An 18,088-nucleotide genomic window follows, 5' to 3' on the forward strand; every position below is an offset into this window, starting at 1 on the left:
ATGGCGAATACTTTCGGTGCCCATTTGACTGCTGGAGCGGTTGATAAGGGTGGGACGTGCGGTGCGTCCGAGAGCGCAGGTATTCCGTGGGGGCCGGGTATCGCCGTGCGTTTTCGGATGCGCGCGCGAACCGGTGCGGGGCCGTAGGCTGGTGCGGTGCATCTCTGCTTCGTCTGCACCGGGAACATCTGCCGGTCGCCCTCCGCCGCCCTGGTCGTCGCCGAACACCTGCGCAGGCAGGGCCTGGACCACCGGGTGCGGGTCACCAGCGCCGGCATCGGGCCGTGGCACGCCGGCGAGGACATCGACGAGCGGGCCGGCGAGGTGCTGCTGCGGCACGGCTACCCGGTCGAGCACGTCGCCGCCCAGGTCGGCGCGGAGCACCTGGACGCCGATCTGTTCCTGGCCATGGACCGCGGCCATCAGAAGGCGCTGCGCGGCCTGGTCGAGGACCCCGGGCGCATCCGGCTGCTGCGCTCCTTCGACCCCGCCGCGCACGGCGACCTCGACGTCCCGGACCCCTATTATGGGGGCGACGAGGGCTTCGAGGAGGTCCTGGCGATGATCGAGGCGGCGACGCCCGGCCTGCTCGACTGGGTCCGCGACCACCTCGACCCGTGAGCGGGCGCCCGCCGGCGTCGCCCGGCGACGACCCCGTCGCCGCCGCGGCCCGCCTGACCGGCCGCACGGCGACCGACCCCCGGCCCATGTCCGGGGCCCTCACCCGGCTCACCCTCACGGACCCCCGGGCCACGGACCCCCGGTCCACCGATCCCCGGTCCACCAACCTTCGGGCGGCCCCTCCCCGAAGCACCGGCCCGCGGGCCGCCGGCGGGCCCGTCGCCGCGGTGGTCAAGCGCGGGGACGGCCCCGGCGCCGTGGCCGCGGAGGCGGCCGGCCTGCGCTGGCTGGCCGAAGCGGACGCGGTGCGCGTCCCGGCCGTCCTCGGCGCGGACGCGCACTGGCTGGTCACCGAGCACGTCCCGCAGGGACCGCCGGACGCACGGGCCGCGGAGGAGTTCGGCCGGGACCTCGCGGCCCTGCACGCCGCCGGCGCCCCCGCGTTCGGCGCGCCGCCGCCCGGCGGCCCGCGCGAGGCGACCATCGGGCGCGCCCCGATGCGCAACGAGACCGGGCCCGACTGGCCCTCCTGGTACGCCGAGCACCGGGTGCTGCGCTACCTGCGGCTCGCGGTCGACGCGGGCGCGCTGCGGCCGGCCGAGGCCGTCGTCGTCGAGCGCGTGTGCGCCCGGCTGCCGGAGCTGGCCGGCCCCGCGGAGCCGCCCGCCAGGCTGCACGGCGACCTGTGGAGCGGGAACGTCCTGTGGGGCGCGGACGGCGCCGTACGGCTCATCGACCCGGCCGCGCACGGCGGCCACCGCGAGACCGACCTCGCCATGCTGCGGCTGTTCGGCTGCCCGCACCTGGACCGCGTCCTGGCCGCGTACGACGAGGCCGCGCCGCTCGCCGCCGGCTGGACCGCGCGCGTGCCCCTGCACCAGCTCTTCCCGCTGCTCGTGCACACCGTGCTGTTCGGCCGCGGCTACGCGCGAGACGCCCTCGCCGCGGCCCGGTCCGCGCTCTCGTCCTGACGGCGGCGACCGCGCGCGGGGCTCTCGGCCCGTGGCGGCGTACGCGCCCGGCCGGCGTCAGCGCGCGGCGCGCATCCGGGGGACCGGCGGCGGTTCCTCGTCGCCGGGGAGAGCAACAGGCCCTCGGGCGCGGGCAGTCCGTACATCGCGTACAGCCGGCGGCGGACGCGTTCGGCCGGGTAGCTGTCGGGGTAGACCGCCGCCTTGAAGATGACGCCCTCCAGCACGCTGCGCAGCACGACCTCTTCGAGCGCCGGGTCCTCGGCGCCCCGTGCCGCGAACAACTCCCGCAGACCGTCCTCCAGTTCGCGCAGCCGCTGCTCCATCCGCGCCTCGGCGGCGGCGAACAGCGGGTGGGTGGAGGGGTTCACGACGAGGCTCAGCGCCATCCGCTGCACCGGCACGGTCGTCGCGGCGGCGACCACGATGCGGTCGATGATCCCGGCGAGCCGCTCGTCGGGGGTGCCGGTGACGTCGAGCACCGAGGCGACCCCGTCCAGATAGCGCACCAGCAGCTCGTCCACCAGCCGCTGCTTGCCGGGGAAGTAGTACGTCAGCAGGCCGCGCGAGACGCCCGCCCGCGTGGTGATCTCCGAGATGGTCGCGTCGTGGTAGCCCTTCTCCGCGAAGACCTCCAGCGCGGCCGCGAGGATCTTCTCCCGCGACTGGGCCCGCAGTTCCTCGTTCGCCTCCGCCGACCGTGGCGACACCCGGTACCCCCGTCTCCGCTCGCTCACCCGCCGATCCGTTCCCCATTGTCACCCGCGTCGCGCGGCCGCCCGAGGCCGACCCGGCCCGGCACACCACGCGTGCGCCAACCACGGTGCGCGAACGGCGTGTTGGGACGACCTGCGGCAGTTGGGATTTCGATTGGCTGTCTGTACAGTCAACGCCGATGCGCCGCCGGGGACACGGGCGGCGCGCGGGGCCCGCGCGGGCGGACAGAGGCTGTGCGGAGCCGATCTCGACGCGAAACCGACCGAACGTGAAGGTGCACACCAGTGGCGAGCAAGGAAGAACTCAAGGCGGCGATCCACGCGGCCTTCGACGCGGCCGTTCCCGGCGGCGCGGACTACATCAAGGTCTACGCCTCGGACATGAAGCAGCGGAACTACATCGTGTTCCGCAGTACCACGGTCTACAACTACGCGGTCGGCTTCCGGCCGGACAGCAACGACCTGGTGATCGTCCCGCTCGCCGAGGACAAGGGCGCGGTCACCGCGGGCGCGCCGGTCACCATCACCGACGCCAACCGCGGCGCGGTCAAGAAGCGGGACCTCCAGGGGCGTTTCCACATAGCCACCACCGACGGCCAGAAGTTCCGGCTGGTCGTCATCCCGTCGGTCCCGAAGATCACGGCCGGCTTCTACCAGCTGCCCGTCGACCAGCGCGCCGAGTACGAGGCGTTCGAGGCGGTCAAGCAGCGCATCTGCGCCTGACGCCCGGGGGCCGCCGCCGTCGCGGCGGCGGCCCGCCCGGCCGGTGCGGTCCGGCTCGCCACGGACATGCGGGACGTCCGGCCCGACTGCCGCGTTCGATAGCCGCGGCCTATCACGTCGATTCGGACTCGGTGTTGGCCAAGTCACCCCTCGGCGTGATTCGATCGATCATCGATCGGCCGATGACGACCGAGGGGGAGAGCGAGATGACCACCACCGCCGTACGTCCGTCGTCCCGTCGGATGCCCGAATGGTCCGAGCGCTTCGAGCGCGAGGTCCTGACCCACCTCGACCGGCTCTACGCCGGCGCCCGCTGGATGACCTCCGACGGCGCCGCGGCGGAGGACCTGGTCCAGCGCGCCGTCGAGCGCGCGCTGCGCGACTTCCATCCGGCCCGGCCCGAGAGCGCCGTGCGCGTCTGGCTGTTCGGCCACCTGGTCGGCGCGTGGTTCGACGCGGAGCCGCTGCACCCCGGCGCGCCCGGCCGGGTCCGCCCGACCGTGCCCGCGACCGCCGACGAGGTGATCCTCGGCGCGAAGGACGCGCTCACGCCGATCGTCCGCATCACCCTCTACCTCGTCGACGTCGAGGAGTTCGACTACCGCGAGGTCGCCGCCGTCACCGAGGTGACCCCCGGCATCGTGGAGTCGCGGGTCCGCCGCGCCCACGAGCGGCTGTCCGACCGGCTCGCCGCGTGGCTGCGCGACGCCGCGACGGGCGGGGAGTGAACCCGCGCGCAGTGCGCCGCGGCTGATCCGCGGGCGGCGAGCGGGCGGGACGCGCGCCGCGCTTCGCCGTCCGCCACGGCCGCCGGCCGGTAGGCCCCCGGAGCCGGACGCACGCTCCCGGCTCGTGCCGGCTCTCCGGCCCCTACCCGCTCAGCCCCGTGCGAGCTGCTGCTCCGGTTCCGCACCGGCCACGGTCGCGGCCTCGTGCGCGGCCGCGACCTGGGCGGTCCGCGGCGCGGCGGGCCCGCGGCGGCGGGTGGGGACGCAGGCCGCGACGAGCCCGGCCAGGATCAGCAGGCTGCCGGTCGCGGCCCTCGCGGTGAGGTGCTCGTGCAGGACGACGACGCCGAGGAAGGACGCCGCGAACGGCTCGGCCAGGCTCAGCGTGCCCACGGTCGCCGCGCCGGTGGCGGGCAGGCCCGCGGAGAACAGCCAGTAGGCCACGGCCGTGGTCGCCAGCCCCAGCCACGCGACCAGGCCCAGCCCCGCGGCGCCGCCGAGCGCGGGCGCGGACGCGGCGATCCACGGCGCGAGCGGCACCGCGCCCAGCAGCAGCGCCAGCGCCGACACCGCCGGCAGGTGGACGCCCGGGTGGTCGACGGCCAGTTGCTTGGCGTAGACCGTGTACACGCCATAGCAGATCCCCGAGGCGGTCGCGGCCAGCAGCCCGAGGAGGTCGGGTCCGGCGCCCGAGGGCGCGAGCAGCAGCGCGCAGCCGGCCACCGCGCCGGCCGTGGCGACCAGCCACGTCCTGGTCAGGCGCTCCCCGGTCACGACGCGCGCCATCAGGCCGGTCGCCACGGGACCGACGCCCAGCGCCACCACGGTGGCCAGCGCGGCCCCGGTGCGCGCCGCCGCGTAGAGGAAGGCCGCCTGGTAGACGCCGGTGGCCGCGGCGCACACGAGCAGCGGCCGGGCCAGGCCGCGGCGCAGCGCCGGTCCCAGACCGCGCAGGCCGCGCCGGGCCATCACCGCGAGCACCGCGCCGCCGACCAGCAGCCGCCACCCGCCGAGCCCCGCCGGGTCCATCGGCGCGTCCGCGAGCGCCTGCGCCTGCCCGACGGTTCCCCACAGCAGCGCCGCCGCCAGGACCAGCCCGGCCCCGCCGGGACGGAAGGAGCCGCGACCGCCGCGCCGAAGCCCGCTCCTGCCGCGCCCGCCCCCGCCCGTCTCGCGTCCGCTCGCCGTCCGCTGTTCGCCCGTGGCCTCGTGTCCGCCCGCGCCGGGCCCGCTCCCGTCCGACCACCGGTGTTCGTGTCGCCTCATGGCCTACAAGCTAGCCAGGAGTTCGCCATACTGATCCGGTCAGCGCACATCGTCAGGCATAAGGGAGCAAACGTGGAACTTGATGCGGTCGACCGCGTCCTGCTGCGGGAACTGCAGAACGATGCACGGCAGACCAACCGCGAGCTGGCCGCCAAGACCGGCGTCTCGCCCTCGACCTCGCTGGAGCGGGTGCGGCTGCTGCGCGAGGGCGGCCTGATCACCGGCTACCACGCGGCGCTCGACCTGGAGGCGGCCGGGCGGCCGGTGCAGGCGCTCATCTCGGTGCGCATCCGGCCGCCGGCCCGTCCGGTGATCGAGGGCTTCCGCGAGTGGGCGCACCAACTGCCCGAGGTGATCGCGATGTTCGTGACCTCGGGCGCGTTCGACTTCCTGCTGCACATCGCCGTGCCGGACGTGAACGGCGTCTACGCCTTCGTCATCGACCGGCTCACCGAACGCCGCGAGGTGGCCGACGTGCAGACGACGATGGCGTACGAGCATGTGCGGTCGCGGGTCATCGAGCCCGCGGGCGGTGAGCGCGACACGCCCCGCCCCACCCGCCGCCGGCGCTGAACCGCCCCACCCGCGCGCCGACCACCTCAGTGCGCGGGCGGCGACCCGGGATCGCGGCGTGTGTCGTCCAGCTCGCGCAGCCGCTCCAGCGCCGGGACCGCGGCGGCCAGCGCGGCGGCGTCCTCGGCCGGAAGCTCGGCGATCAGCTCGGCGAAGTGCTCGATGCCGGCCTCGCGCCGGGCGTCGAGGTAGTCGGCGCCCGCCTCGGTGAGGGCGACCAGCACCACCCTGCGGTCGGCCGGGTCGCTGCGCCGCTCCACCAGGCCGGCCCGCTCCAAATTCGTCACCAGCGTCGTCACCGACGGCTGGGTGACGCCCTCGACCGCCGCGAGGTCGGTGATCCGGCGCGGCCCGGTGCGGCGGAGCGTGGACAGCGTCGCCAGCGACGTCAGGCTCATGTCGCGGCGGGTGTGCCGCATCAGCGAGGCCAGCAGCCCGTAGACCGCGCCGGCCGAGCGCCCGGCGCCGGTCCGTTCGGAAGCGGCGGCGGGGGCCGGGGCGGCGGGTCGGCTCATGTCCCGAAGCTTAGCCACGTCCATGCCGCGTCCTCCGGCTCCCTCGACGGCTTCATTGACGATTTATATAGACTATCAATATAGTTGAGCGAGGGGCAGTGCGTCACCGACAGCGACAACCGGGGGGCGGAGGAGAGGAGCACCCATGAGCCGTACGGCAGCCACACCCGAGGCGGGCGCGGCGGCGAGTCCGTTCCGGCAACCGAAGGCGGTCTGGGCGGTGGCCTTCGCCTGCGTGATCTCCTTCATGGGCATCGGTTTGGTGGACCCGATCCTGCCGTCGCTCGCGACCAAGCTGCGGGCGAGCCCCAGTCAGGTGGAGCTGCTGTTCACCAGCTACCTGGTGGTCACCGCGGTGGCGATGCTGGTGACCGGCTGGGTGTCCAGCCGGATCGGCGCCAAGCGCACCCTGATCAGCGGTCTCGTGCTCATCGTGGTGTTCTCCGCGATCGCCGGCGCCAGCGGCAGCATCGGCGAGATCGTCGGCTTCCGGGCCGGCTGGGCCTGGGCAACGCGTTGTTCATCGCCACCTCCCTCGCGGTCATCGTCGGCTCGGCCAGCGGCGGCTTCGGCGGCGCGATCGTGCTGTACGAGACGGCGCTCGGCGTCGGCATCGCGTGCGGCCCGCTGCTCGGCGGCCTGCTCGGCAACGTCAGCTGGCGCGGCCCGTTCTTCGGCGTCTCGGTGCTGATGCTGATCGCCCTGGTCGCCACCGCCGTGCTGGTGCCGCCCACCCCGCGGCCCGAGCACCCGTCCTCGATCAGCGAGCCGATCAAGGCGCTGCGGCACCGCAGCCTGGCCACCACCAGCGTCACCGGACTCCTCTACAACTGGGGCTTCTTCACCATCCTCGGCTACGCGCCGTTCCTGATGGACCTCTCGCCGCTCCGGCTCGGCGCGGTGTTCTGCGGCTGGGGCGTGCTGGTCGCGGTCTTCGCCGTCTTCGGCGCCCCCTGGCTCAAGTCCCGCTTCGGCACAGCCCGCACGCTCTACGGCAGCCTGCTGCTGATGGCGGTCGACACCCTGGTCATCGGTCTGTACCCGGACGACCGGACCGCCGTGATCGTGGCGACCATCGTGGCCGGCGTGTTCATCGGCACCAACAACACCCTGGTCACCACCGCCGTGATGAGCATCGCGCCGGTGCCGCGGCCGGTCGCCTCCGCGACCTACGGCTTCGTCCGGTTCATCGGCGGCGGCCTCGCCCCCTTCGTGGCGGGCAAGCTGGTCGAGCACTACGACACCCACGTGCCGTTCGTGCTCGGCGCGGTCACCGTCGCGGCGTCCGCGGTCGTGCTGAGCACCGTGCACCGCGCCCTGGAGGAGGCCGACGCCGACGAGGGCCACGCGGGCGCCTCCCACGAGCGCGCCGACGCCGAACAGGCCGCGGGCCGCGCGCCCGGACTGCCGGAGGAGGCCGTGCTCGCCGAGGAGGCGCTGATCGAGGACCGCGCCCTGGGCGGCCCAAGGCGCGTGGGCCGAACGGACAATGATCGCCGAATCGGGTGATGACCTGCGCTTTCAGCATCCCGGTGCAAGGCCGTGATCCACCCTGGACGAGTCGGCCGACCCTGATCGCGAGAGGGACACCCATGACCACCGCGCCGCAGGACATCACGACCATCAGGCTTGAGCGCACCTTCGACCAGATGGACGCCGACAGCGACGGCTACCTCGACTGGACGGACTACGAGCGGCTGAGCGACCGCTACACCCAGGCCTACGGGCTGCCACGGGACGACCGCCGGGCCCGGGCGCTGCGAACCTTCTGCCAGATCCACTGGCTGGAGCTGCTGCGCCACGCGGGCGTCGACGGTGACCGGCTCACCAAGGACCAGTTCGTCATCGGCAGCCGCCTCGCGCTCATGGACACCAGCCGCCTCAACGTGACCGAGGGAGGAGGCCACGCGATCTTCGACGTCGTGGACACCGACGGAGACAACGAGGTCAGCAAGGACGAGTTCGCCCGTCTGATGCGAGACGTCTGGAAGTACGACTCGCCGGAGACGATGGAGCTGTTCTCCAAGCTGGACACCGACGGGGACGGCGCGATCTCCCGCTACGAGTTCATCCGCGCGGTCCGCGAGCACTTCCTGTCCAACGACCCCGAGGCCCCGGGCAGCATCTTCTTCGGCCATATCCGACCCGCTCGCCCGACCCCTACCGCCGCCCCCGGACTCCCTCCGCGGGCGGCCGTCCGCGTGGCGGTGCGGAGCGGCGGCGGACCCGGCGACCGCGGGGCGGGCGGAGGCGCGGCGTACGGGTCAGCGGCGGGTCAGCGGCGGGTCAGGAGGTGGAGACGAGCGCGGTGAGGTGGACCAGCCGGGCCACACCGAACTCCAGCGCCAGCGGGAGGGTGTGCGCGGCCGTGACGCCGCGCACCGCGGTGAAGCGGATCACCGGGTTGCCCGAGCCGCCGAAGACGACCGTGGTGCCGGGGCGCAGCGAGATCCCGGCGGTCTCCAGCGCGCCGCTGCCCTTGTGCGAGCCGCCGACGATGCTGCCCCGGCCGCCGCCGGGCGTCGCCACCATGTCCAGGTGCTCGGGGACGGAGCTGCCGTTGCGCACGGTCATCGTGAGCGTGCCGTTGCCGGCGGCGTCGAGGTGGGCGACGGCGTCGGTGATGTCCAGGTCCACGTCCGGCGCCTGGACGCTGAGCCGCCCAGGCGTCGTCGGCTGCGCGGTGGGGACGGCGTCGTCATGGGAGTCCGAGGAGCCGGAACAGGCCGTGGCCAGGGCGGCGACGGCGGTCAGCGCCGCACAGGCGGCGACCGCCCGCCCGGCTCGTCCGGTCCCGGCGGTGGCGAAGGTGCGTGTCATCCCTGCATCGTGTCAAAGCGGCGGGACCTGCCCGCGCCCGCCCCCACCGAGCGCGCCCGCGCCACGGCGCTGGCTCCGGCACGCGCCCCGGCGTGCGCTACGGCACGCGCTCCGGCGCGGCGACATCGGCGTGCGCTACGGCGCGGCGACATCGGCATGCGCTACGGCGTGGGCTCCGGCGTCCACTGCGGCGCCGCGTCCCCCGGCCGCGGACCCGGCCGCGGACCCGGCCGCGCGTCCTCCGGCACCGGGACCGCGCCGATGCCCACGAGCATCGCGTGCAGCATCCACCGCATCCGCTCCCGGGGCGCGCCCGAGACCAGCGCGGGAGCCAGCGCCGCGACGTGCGGGTAGCGGTCGGCCGGCGCCTCGTGGACCGCGCGGACCAGCGCCTGCCACTCGCCCTCGGAGTCCGCCGTCCGGTCGCGGGCCGAGTGCTCGGCGGCCGTCGCGGTGGCCTGCTGGAGCAGCAGGTCGATGCCCCAGGCCGCCTGCGCCGGCGGCACGCCGCCCTCGTCGAGCGCGTCGAGCAGCGCTTCGGCCAGCCGCAGTTGGTTCTCGCCGCGGGGTCGGGTGATCAGCGCGGACCTGGCCAGCTCCGGGTGCGCGTAGAGCAGCGCCGTGTAGTCGCCGAGAAGCTTCTCGATGCGCTCCTGCCAGGGCCCGCCGACCGGGATCGCCAGGGTGCCCAGCAGCCGGTCGAGGATCAGGGCGTGCAGCTCGGCGGTGTTGCTCACATAGACGTAGAGCGAGGCCGGGCCGGTGTCCAGGGCCTGGGCGATGCGGCGGGTGGTGACCTTCGCCAGCCCCTCGGCGCGCATGATCTCCACCGCCGTCGACACGATGCCGTCCCGGGTCAGCGCCGGCTTGGCCGGCCGCTCGCGGCGGCTGCGCGGCTCCTGCGTACGTGCTGCCATGCCCTCACCGTACCAAACGTGCTCGCTACGAACAGGGCCGTGACGAGCGCGTTCGTGCCGAACTTGTTCTCAACGAACATGTTCGTTACCGTGGTGGGTGCTGAGACACCACCCCTGACGTGAGGAGATGAGGACCATGCCGGCACCCTCCACCGCGGCGGACGCGGACGACACCGCGAACGCGCGTAAGCAGAACGCCTCCGGCCGGTCGCGGGCCGGCGGCCCGAGCCCGTCCGCCGGGCTGATGTGGGCGATCCTCGGCCTGGTCCTGGTGGCCGACGCCCTGGACATGATCGACTCCACGGTCACCCAGATCGCCGCGCCGACCATCGTCCGCGACATCGGCGGCGGCGAGAGCCTGATCAAGTGGCTGGGCTCCGCCTACGCGCTCGCCATGGGCGTGCTGCTGGTCATCGGCGGCCGGCTCGGCGACCGCTTCGGGCAGCGCCGGCTCTTCCTGATCGGCATGTCCGGCTTCACCCTCGCCTCCGCCGTCTGCGGGGTGGCGCCCGACCCGGCGCTGCTCGTCGTGGCCCGCGCGGTACAGGGCGCCTTCGGGGCGCTGCTCATCCCGCAGGGCATGGCGATCATGACCAAGACCTTCCCGCGCGAGATGCTGGGCAAGGCGTTCGGCCTGTTCGGGCCCCTGCTGGGCCTGTCCAGCGTGGGCGGCCCGGTGCTGGCCGGCTTCCTGATCAACGCCGACATCGGCGGCTGGTCCTGGCGGCCGATCTTCCTGATCAACGTGGTGCTGGGCACCGTCGGCACCGCCCTCGCCGTCCGCCTGCTGCCGCGCGGTGACCGCGACCGGGAGGTGGTGCTCGACGGCGCCGGCGCCGCGCTGCTCGCCGCGACCATGTTCGGCCTGCTCTTCGGACTGATCGAGGGGTCGAGCAACGGCTGGGGCGCGCTGCCGGTCACGGCGCTGCTTCTCGGCGCGGTGTGCTTCGCGCTCTTCGCCCGCCGCCAGACCACCGCGGCCGACCCCCTGATCAAGGCGACGCTGCTGCGCAACAGGGGCTTCACCTCCGGCCTGGTCGTCGGATTGCTGTACTTCGCCGTGACCAGCGGCCTGGTCTACGTGATGTCCCTGTTCATGCAGCAGGCCCTGCACAAGAGCGCCGGCGCGACGTCGCTCGGGCTGCTGCCGCTGACCCTCGGGATCATCGCCGCGGCCGGCGGCGGAATGGCCCTCGGGCCGAAGCTGGGCCGCCGCCTGGTGGTGGTCGGCATGGCCCTGACCCTGGCCGGCGGCGGCTGGACGCTCGCGCTGGTGGCCGCGCGGGGCACCGGCGTGGGCCTGTGGCAGCTGGCGCCCGCGGTGTTCGTCGTCGGCCTCGGCATGGGCGCGTGCTTCGGCACCATCTTCGACATCGCCCTCGGCGACATCGGCGCGGCGGAGGCGGGCAGCGCCAGCGGCTCGCTCAGCGCGGTCCAGCAGCTGTCCAACGCCATCGGCTCCGCGGTCGTCACCACCGTCTACTTCCACAGCGGCGCCGCGGGCCACGCGATGACCGTCAGCCTCGTCACCGTGCTGGCCATCACCGCGCTGTGCCTGCCCTTCGTCCGCCTGCTGCCCGAACGCGCCCCGGCCGAGGCGGGCCACGGCCACTGAGACCGCGTCGGCGACCCCGCCACGACGACCTGGGCCCGGCGGCGGAGGGCTACCGGGTCGCGGTCAGGGACGCGGCGAGGCGGCCGGCGAACAGGGCGGTGCCGGCGCCGCCGCGAGGGTGGGTGTGGTCGATCCACAGCAGGTCCTGGTGGGACTGCGCCGCCGCGTACCAGTCGTCCACCACCACCTCGGGGTGGTCGCGGTGGTACGCGCGCACCACCGCGTTGACCTCGTCCTGCCAGGGGAACGGGCCGCGCACGGTCATCAGCACCATCCGCCGCGCCCCGATGACCGCGCGGACGTCGTCCAGCACGTCCGCGCCGAACTCCGCGTTGGTGCCCAGCGCCAGCACGACCGTGCCGCGCAGCCGGTGCGCGGCCAGCAGCCGCGCGCACAGGTCCGGCGCGGACTCCATCATCCGGCCCACCTCCGCGTGCAGGTCGATCCCCGGCAGCAGCCGGTGCAGGTCCGGCGACGAGCCGAGGCTGAGCGAGTCCCCGATCATGGTGACGTCGCTGCCGTCGGCCCCGCCGGCCGGAACACCGCCGCCCTGGTCCGCCCCGGCGCCCGCGCCTCCGGCGCCGTCCGGCGGGGCCGCCGCCCCCGTGGGCGCGTCAGGAGGGGAGCCGGCTCCCGACATCGTGTGCGGGCTGCCGGGGCCCGCGCCGTCCGGACCGCCGCCCCGCGCCGCCGACCCGGCGTGCGCCGGACTGTCGTCCGCGCCGAGCCCCGCCTCGTACCGCTCGGCCGCCTGAAGCTGCCGCTGCAACGCGCTCGGCGCGGACGCCGGGCTCAGCACGAGCACGCCGGCCGCCGCCGCGACGGCCGCGACCGGCACCGCCCGCCGCGCCCGTACGCCGCGAGATCGCGCCCCGAGCACCCGCGCGGACGGCCCGGGCGCCACCAGGGACCGTTCGTCCGCTGCCAGAGACGGTTCGTCCCCCGCCCGGGACCGCCCGTCCGCCAGCCGGGAGCGCCCTCCACCGGCGGGTGAGCGGCCGAGCAGGGACGCGACCGGGCGCAGCACCAGGCGCTGCCCGGCGACCGCAAGCGGCAGCGGGACCAGGACGGCCAGGGCGCGACCCGCGGGCCCCGCCGCGGGCCACAGCGCGTCGAGCGTGACCACGACGGGCCAGTGCCAGAGGTAGAGGCCGTAGGAGTGGCGGCCGATCAGGCGCAGCGGCGCCGCGTCGAGCAGCCGGACCGGGGTGCCGGCCGCGCACCCGGCGCACACGACCGCGGTCGCCGCGGCCACCGCGGCGAACCCCCAGCCGTACATCGTCGCGTCGCCGGGCCCGGTCGCCGCGAACACCGCGAGCACGCCGAGCGCGAGGCAGAACGGCGTCAGCCCGCGCCGCGGCAGCCGGTCCGCGACCCGGCGAAGCGCCGGCAGCAGCAGGGCCGCCGCGCACCCCGCGAGCAGCGCCCCGCTGTGCGCGTCGGTGCCGAAGTACGCGCGCGACACCCCGCCCGCGCCGTGCCCGGCCAGGGCGTGCATCCGCCACAGCGAGGCCGCCGCGCCGCCCAGGGCCGCGACGCCGAGCGCCGCGGCCGGCCACGACCGCCGCCGCCCCCGGACCGGCCGGACCAGCCGCAGGCACAGCGCCAGCAGCACCGGCCACACCAGGTAGAACTGCTCCTCCACGCTCAGCGACCACAGGTGCTGGAGCAGCGGGGGAGTGCCCAGGTGGTGGAAGTAGTCGGCGCCCTGGTGGATCTGCCACCAGTTTCCGCAGAACAGCAGCGACGCCAGCGCGTCCCCGCGCAGCCCGTCGCCCAGCCCGGTGCCGCCCCCGCCGGCCAGCCGCGCGGTGACCGCGCAGGCCAGCAGCACCAGCAGCAGCTCCGGCAGCAGCCGCACCGCGCGCCGCCGCCAGAAGCCGCCCAGCGCGATCCGCCCCCGCCGCCCGTGCTCGGCGACCAGCAGATACGTGATCAGGAAGCCGCTGATGCCGAAGAAGACGTCGACCCCGAGGTAGCCGCCGGGCAGCCACGCGGCGTGCACGTGGTACGCGATCACCGCGCCGACCGCCAGTGCCCGCAGCCCGTCCAGCCCCGCGAGCCGCGCGCCCGCGCTCCCGCTCGCGCCCCGGGCCCCGCCCCCGCTCCGGCCGCCGGCCGCGGTCCCGCTCGCCTCCGCCGTCCGGTGGGCCGTCCGCGCGCGGTACGGTCGCGCGGGTCCGAGCCCGTACGCGGTCGGCGTCCCGTAACCGGTCCGGTTGCTCGTGCGATCCGCCTCAGCCACCCAAGACCTCCTCCTCGGCGCCCACGCCCCACCGTAGGAACGCGGGCTCCGGCCCCGCGCGCGGTGCTGGACCAAGCGAGTCAACGGACCGTCAGCCAGGCGGCCGGGCCGGATCGCTGCCGGGGCGTCAACCCCCCCGCCGCCGCGGACCCGTCGGCGAGCCGGACGCCGGACCCCGTGCCGGCGGGCGCGGCGGACCAGCCGGACCGCCCCCGGGGGCCGCCGGCCCGGAACCGGGTGCGCCACAGGACGTGCGGACCCCCGAGAACGGCCGGCCTCGACCGGCGCGGTCCCCGAACCGGCCGCCCCGGCGAGCTCAGCCGGCTCGCCCGCGCGGCTCGCGCAGCACCAGGTCCGCCGCGCCGGCCCCGCGGCGGATCGCCCGGCTGGTGTCCTCGTCGACGCCCTCGGTCTTGGCCCGGGCGCGCTCCGGTGCGAAGCCGTAGCGGACGTAGCGCGCGGCCAGGCGCCGGCGGCGGGCGGCGGGGTCGGCGTCGAGGAACCACGCCTCGGTGAGCAGGCCGCGGACCCGGTCCCACGGCGGGTCCTGCGCGAGCAGGAAGTTGCCGTCGACGATGACCAGGCGGTGCCGCGGCGCGACCTCGACGGCCCCCGCCACCGGCTCCTCGATCTCCCGGCGGAACTCCGGCCACCACACCGGCTGCCGCGTCTCCTCGCGGGTCCTGCGCAGCAGCGCGACGAAGCCGTGGGCGTCGAAGGTGTCGATCGCGCCCTTCGTCGCCGCCTTGCCCATGCGGTCCACGACGCGCTGCGCGAGGTGGAAGCCGTCCATGGAGACGGCCGCGGCCACGCCCGGCCGCAGCCGCTCGACCTCGGCGAGCAGCGCGTCCGCGACGGTGGACTTGCCCGCGCCCGGCTCCCCGACGACGCCGAGCACCGCCCGCCCCGACGCGGTCAGCGCCAGCGCGCGCCCGGCCAGTTCGCGCAGCGGCGGGTCCGGGTAGAGGAAGGGCGCCGCGGGGCCGGGCCCGGGGTCGGGGTCGCCCGGGCCGCTCAGGTCGCCCGGGCCGCTCAGGTCTCTCGGGCCGCCGGAGCCGCTCGGGTCGCCGGAGCCGCTTCGGCCGCCGGGGTCCGCCGCGCCGGGAAGGGTCATCGTCGGCCGCCGCGTCAGGACAGGGCGCCGACGTGCGCCAGCGCCTGCTTGAGCAGCACGCCCTGGCCGCCCGGCATCTCCTGCTGCAACTGCGCGGACGCGGCCTCGTTCGGCGTGAACCACACCAGGTCGAGCGCGTCCTGGCGGGGCCGGCAGTCCCCGGCGACCGGCACCACGTAGGCCAGCGACACGGCGTGCTGGCGCGGGTCGTGGTACGGCGTGACGCCCTGCGTCGGGAAGTACTCGGCGACGGTGAACGGCTGGAGCGAGGCGGGCACCCGCGGCAGCGCGACCGGGCCGAGGTCCTTCTCCAGGTGCCGGATCAGCGCGTCGCGCACCCGCTCGTGGTAGAGCACGCGGCCGGACACGAGCGTACGGCTGACCGTCCCGTCCGGGCCGATCCGCAGCAGCAGCCCGATGTGCGTGACCTCCCCGCTGTCGTCCACCCGCACGGGCACGGCGTCGACGTACAAGATCGGCATGTGCGCGCGGGTGCTCTCCAACTGTTCCGGGGAGAGCCAGCCGGGCGTGGTCTCGGTCATGTCAGCCATTGGCGCATCGTACGTGGCCCGCGGGTTGGGCCGGGCGGGCGATGCCGCGCCGGACCCCGCCGCACCGGCACCGGCCGCGCGGCTCACCGGCCGCCGGATTCGTACAGCGGGCCGGCCGCGGGCTTCGCGCGCATGGGCACGCCGCGCAGCGCCTGGACGAAGACGATCAGCGCGCCCGCGGACACGCACTGGTCGGCGAGGTTGAAGATGCCGGAGTGGCCGACCTGGATGAAGTCCAGCACCGCGCCGCGGCCGAAGCCCGGCGTGCGGAACAGCCGGTCGGCGAGGTTGCCCCCGGCGCCGGCGAAGATCAGCCCGAGCCCGGCGGCCCAGCCCGGCCGGGACACCGAGGGCGCCACCCGCACGATGAAGCCGAGCACCGCCAGCGCGAGCAGCGTGAACACGACGGTGGCGTGCGGCGCGAAGGAGCCGGCCGCGCCGGAGTTGCGGAACGCGGTGAAGGTCACCGCGCCGCCCAGCGCGTGGACGGGCTCGTGGCCCTCCACGCTCACCGCGGCGATCGCCTTCGTGGTCTGGTCCACCGCGAGGCCCGCGGCCGCCGTCGTCCACAGCACGTACTGGTGCCGCACTGCTCCACCTCCCCATCGCCGTCGGCCCGCCGGCCGCCGTCCGCTACGGTCCCGGTCCCGCTGTCGGTACGGCGTCCCATCCGGCCGCCCGGTCCGGCGGTCGTCCGCCCGCCGGCCCTCGTCGCCGTCCCGTATCACCGCCCGGCCACCCGTCCGGGGCGCGTCCCGGCCGGTCGTCCCGGTCACCGTTCCTGGTCACCGGGCTGATCGCAGGCCCGTTCCTCACCGAGCGTACGCGGCGCGCGGCGGCGGCGAGAGGCCGCACCGTGACAGTGCCCCGGGCGGCCCCGGATCAGTCACCGGCCGCGCGGGACCGCCGCCCGGCGGCCGGCCCCGCCCCGGACCCGGCGCGGCACTGACGTACCGCCGGACGAGGGGGGTAGCATCGCGCCGATCCCCGGTCAGGGGCCGCCGCTACCGCACAGCAGCAGGTCACCGACCGCTGCGGAGGGGGAGCATGTCCCAGCAGCCCGCCCGTCGTACCGCCCTTTCCCGCCTCACCCCGCAGCCGGACCGCACCGCGCTGAGCCGGCGCGGCGTCGTGCACGGCCTGGTCGCCGGAGTGGGGGTGATCGCGTTCGACCCGCTGACCCGGTCCTGGATCACCGCGGGCGCACGCTCGCCGCACCCGGACGCCCGCGCCGCCGACGCGCCGCGGCCGCACGACACGCCGGGCGCCTTCGCCCACGTGCCGCCGCTCGACGGGACGTTGCTGACCGACCCCGCGGCGCTGGACGCCGACGCCGACGACTTCGGCCACATCGTGCACCGCCGCCCGGCCGCCGTGCTGCGCCCCGGCTCGGTCGCCGACGTGGTCGCGATGGTCCGCTTCTGCAACGCCCACGGCATCCCGCTGGCCGCCCGCGGCCAGGGCCACGGCACCAACGGTCAGGCCCAGGTGGCCGGCGGGCTGATCATCGAGACCTCGCCGTTCGACTCCATCGGCCCGGTCACCGCGGACCCGGACGGCACCGGCAGCGTGACGGTCGGCGCCGGCGCGGTGTGGAGCGCGGTGGTCCGGGCCACCACCGGCCACGGCCTGACGCCACCGGTGTTCACCGACTACCTCGAACTGTCCGTCGGCGGCACCCTGTCGGTCGGCGGCCTCGGCGGCCAGAGCCATCTGCACGGCGCGCAGGTCGACAACGTTTCCTCGCTCACCGTCGTTACCGGCGCCGGCGACCTCGTCACCTGCTCGCCCACCCGCAGCGCCGACCTCTTCCACGCCGTGCTCGCCGGACTCGGCCAGTGCGCGGTCATCGTCTCCGCCACCCTGCGCCTGGTCACCGCGCCGGTGTCGGTGCGCCACTACCTGCTGCCGTACACCGACCTCGACGTCTTCCTCGACGACCAGCGGCGGCTGGCCGCCGACGACCGCTTCGCGTACGTGGAGGGCTCGGTCGGGACCGACGCCGGCGGCGCCTACACCGGCTACGTGCTGGAGGCGGTGGCGTACGGCCCGCCCGCCGGACCCGAGCCGGACGACGCGGCGCTGCTCAGCGGGCTGCGCTACGACGCCTCCGGCGCGGTCACCGCCGAGACGCTGCCCTACCTCGACTTCCTGGACCGGCTGGCCGCCGGTGTGGCCGCGCTCCAGCAGGCCGGCCTGTGGGCCTGGTCGCATCCGTGGCTCAACGTGCTGCTGCCCGGCGACCGGGCGGCCGCCCTGTCCCGCGGCATCCTCGACGGACTGGCCGGCCAGGAGATCGGACCCGGCGGCGTCGTGCTGCTCTACCCGCTGGTCCGCGCCCGGCTGCACGCCCCGCTGCTGCGGATGCCCGACGACCCGGTGCCGTACCTGCTCGCCGTGCTGTGGACGCTGGACCCGGCCGACCCCTCCGCGATCGCCGCGCGCACCGCCGCCAACCACCAGGTCTACGAGACGGTACGGGCGGCGGGCGGCACCCAGTACCCGGTCGGCAGCATCCCGATGAGCGCGGCCGACTGGCGGGCCCAGTACGGCCGGGCGTGGCCGTGGTTCGCCTCGGTGAAGCACCGCTACGACCCGAACGGGCTGCTCGCACCCGGGCAGAACGTCTTCCCGAGGGCCTGAGCGGGCGGGCGCGGGCGGGCGGACCGCGCGGGCCGGCGGCGCGGCTGCGGGCAGAGCCGTTCCGGGGCGG

The 18,088-nt window shown here is 75.6% G+C and carries 17 protein-coding genes and 1 pseudogene; 9 read left to right on the forward strand and 9 right to left on the reverse strand.

Annotated features, from left to right (window positions below; genetic code table 11):
• The first annotated feature begins 156 nt into the window (after positions 1–156).
• Positions 157–621, forward strand: a complete 465-nt coding sequence (locus tag VSR01_RS33740; RefSeq protein ID WP_326452781.1) for a low molecular weight protein-tyrosine-phosphatase — start codon at positions 157–159, stop codon at positions 619–621.
• On the forward strand, positions 618–1,592 hold the full coding sequence (locus VSR01_RS33745; protein WP_326452782.1) for a fructosamine kinase family protein: 975 nt from the start codon (positions 618–620) through the stop codon (positions 1,590–1,592). Before VSR01_RS33740 ends, VSR01_RS33745 begins: the two co-directional genes overlap by 4 nt.
• Here the strand turns inward: VSR01_RS33745 and VSR01_RS33750 are convergent.
• Positions 1,544–2,329, reverse strand: coding sequence for a TetR/AcrR family transcriptional regulator (locus VSR01_RS33750; protein WP_326452783.1), 786 nt, complete (start codon positions 2,327–2,329; stop codon positions 1,544–1,546). The genes VSR01_RS33745 and VSR01_RS33750 overlap by 49 nt on opposite strands.
• Positions 2,330–2,593: 264 nt before the next feature.
• Between VSR01_RS33750 and VSR01_RS33755 the strand changes: the two genes are divergently transcribed.
• Both VSR01_RS33755 and VSR01_RS33760 read left to right on the forward strand, forming a co-directional pair.
• A complete protein-coding gene (locus VSR01_RS33755; RefSeq protein ID WP_326452784.1) occupies positions 2,594–3,031 on the forward strand; it encodes a hypothetical protein in 438 nt (145 codons plus the stop codon).
• A 182-nt stretch (positions 3,032–3,213) separates the two neighbouring features.
• On the forward strand, positions 3,214–3,759 hold the full coding sequence (locus VSR01_RS33760; protein ID WP_326452785.1) for an RNA polymerase sigma factor: 546 nt from the start codon (positions 3,214–3,216) through the stop codon (positions 3,757–3,759).
• A gap of 150 nt (positions 3,760–3,909) precedes the next feature.
• Here VSR01_RS33760 and VSR01_RS33765 read toward each other — a convergent pair whose 3' ends face one another.
• Complete coding sequence (locus VSR01_RS33765; RefSeq protein WP_326452786.1) at positions 3,910–5,025, reverse strand: DMT family transporter; 1,116 nt, start codon at positions 5,023–5,025, stop codon at positions 3,910–3,912.
• A 72-nt stretch (positions 5,026–5,097) separates the two neighbouring features.
• On the opposite strand from VSR01_RS33765, the gene VSR01_RS33770 reads away from it, so the two are divergent.
• The gene (locus tag VSR01_RS33770; RefSeq protein ID WP_326452787.1) at positions 5,098–5,598 is read left to right on the forward strand and encodes an Lrp/AsnC family transcriptional regulator; all 501 of its coding nucleotides are present in this window, start codon (positions 5,098–5,100) and stop codon (positions 5,596–5,598) included.
• Between the two features lie 26 nt (positions 5,599–5,624).
• On the opposite strand, the gene VSR01_RS33775 is transcribed toward VSR01_RS33770, so the two are convergent.
• Complete coding sequence (locus VSR01_RS33775) at positions 5,625–6,113, reverse strand: MarR family winged helix-turn-helix transcriptional regulator (RefSeq protein ID WP_326452788.1); 489 nt, start codon at positions 6,111–6,113, stop codon at positions 5,625–5,627.
• A gap of 145 nt (positions 6,114–6,258) precedes the next feature.
• On the opposite strand from VSR01_RS33775, the pseudogene VSR01_RS33780 reads away from it, so the two are divergent.
• Together VSR01_RS33780 and VSR01_RS33785 are read left to right on the forward strand one after the other, a co-directional pair.
• Positions 6,259–7,457, forward strand: a pseudogene (locus VSR01_RS33780) (MFS transporter); the annotation flags it as partial.
• A gap of 248 nt (positions 7,458–7,705) precedes the next feature.
• On the forward strand, positions 7,706–8,425 hold the full coding sequence (locus VSR01_RS33785) for an EF-hand domain-containing protein (protein ID WP_326452789.1): 720 nt from the start codon (positions 7,706–7,708) through the stop codon (positions 8,423–8,425).
• Here the strand turns inward: VSR01_RS33785 and VSR01_RS33790 are convergent.
• Positions 8,400–8,933, reverse strand: coding sequence for a hypothetical protein (locus VSR01_RS33790; protein WP_326452790.1), 534 nt, complete (start codon positions 8,931–8,933; stop codon positions 8,400–8,402). The two genes, VSR01_RS33785 and VSR01_RS33790, sit on opposite strands and share 26 nt — an antisense overlap.
• 161 nt (positions 8,934–9,094) lie before the next feature.
• On the reverse strand, positions 9,095–9,850 hold the full coding sequence (locus VSR01_RS33795) for a TetR/AcrR family transcriptional regulator (RefSeq protein WP_326452791.1): 756 nt from the start codon (positions 9,848–9,850) through the stop codon (positions 9,095–9,097).
• 136 nt (positions 9,851–9,986) lie between these two features.
• On the opposite strand from VSR01_RS33795, the gene VSR01_RS33800 reads away from it, so the two are divergent.
• The gene (locus VSR01_RS33800; protein WP_326452792.1) at positions 9,987–11,465 is read left to right on the forward strand and encodes an MFS transporter; all 1,479 of its coding nucleotides are present in this window, start codon (positions 9,987–9,989) and stop codon (positions 11,463–11,465) included.
• Positions 11,466–11,514: 49 nt separating this feature from the next.
• Here VSR01_RS33800 and VSR01_RS33805 read toward each other — a convergent pair whose 3' ends face one another.
• The 4 genes from VSR01_RS33805 to VSR01_RS33820 all read right to left on the reverse strand — a co-directional run bounded on the left by VSR01_RS33805 (position 11,515) and on the right by VSR01_RS33820 (position 15,965).
• Positions 11,515–13,710, reverse strand: coding sequence for an acyltransferase family protein (locus VSR01_RS33805; RefSeq protein WP_326452793.1), 2,196 nt, complete (start codon positions 13,708–13,710; stop codon positions 11,515–11,517).
• Between the two features lie 316 nt (positions 13,711–14,026).
• Positions 14,027–14,824, reverse strand: coding sequence for a nucleoside/nucleotide kinase family protein (locus VSR01_RS33810; protein WP_326452794.1), 798 nt, complete (start codon positions 14,822–14,824; stop codon positions 14,027–14,029).
• A gap of 14 nt (positions 14,825–14,838) precedes the next feature.
• On the reverse strand, positions 14,839–15,366 hold the full coding sequence (locus VSR01_RS33815) for an NUDIX hydrolase family protein (protein WP_326453960.1): 528 nt from the start codon (positions 15,364–15,366) through the stop codon (positions 14,839–14,841).
• A 92-nt stretch (positions 15,367–15,458) separates the two neighbouring features.
• Positions 15,459–15,965, reverse strand: a complete 507-nt coding sequence (locus tag VSR01_RS33820; RefSeq protein WP_326452795.1) for a signal peptidase II — start codon at positions 15,963–15,965, stop codon at positions 15,459–15,461.
• A 457-nt stretch (positions 15,966–16,422) separates the two neighbouring features.
• Between VSR01_RS33820 and VSR01_RS33825 the strand changes: the two genes are divergently transcribed.
• Positions 16,423–18,018, forward strand: a complete 1,596-nt coding sequence (locus VSR01_RS33825) for an FAD-binding protein (RefSeq protein WP_326452796.1) — start codon at positions 16,423–16,425, stop codon at positions 18,016–18,018.
• The last annotated feature ends 70 nt before the right edge of the window (positions 18,019–18,088 follow it).

Origin of the sequence: Actinacidiphila sp. DG2A-62, assembly GCF_035825295.1 — a bacterium.
Lineage (GTDB): Bacteria > Actinomycetota > Actinomycetes > Streptomycetales > Streptomycetaceae > Actinacidiphila.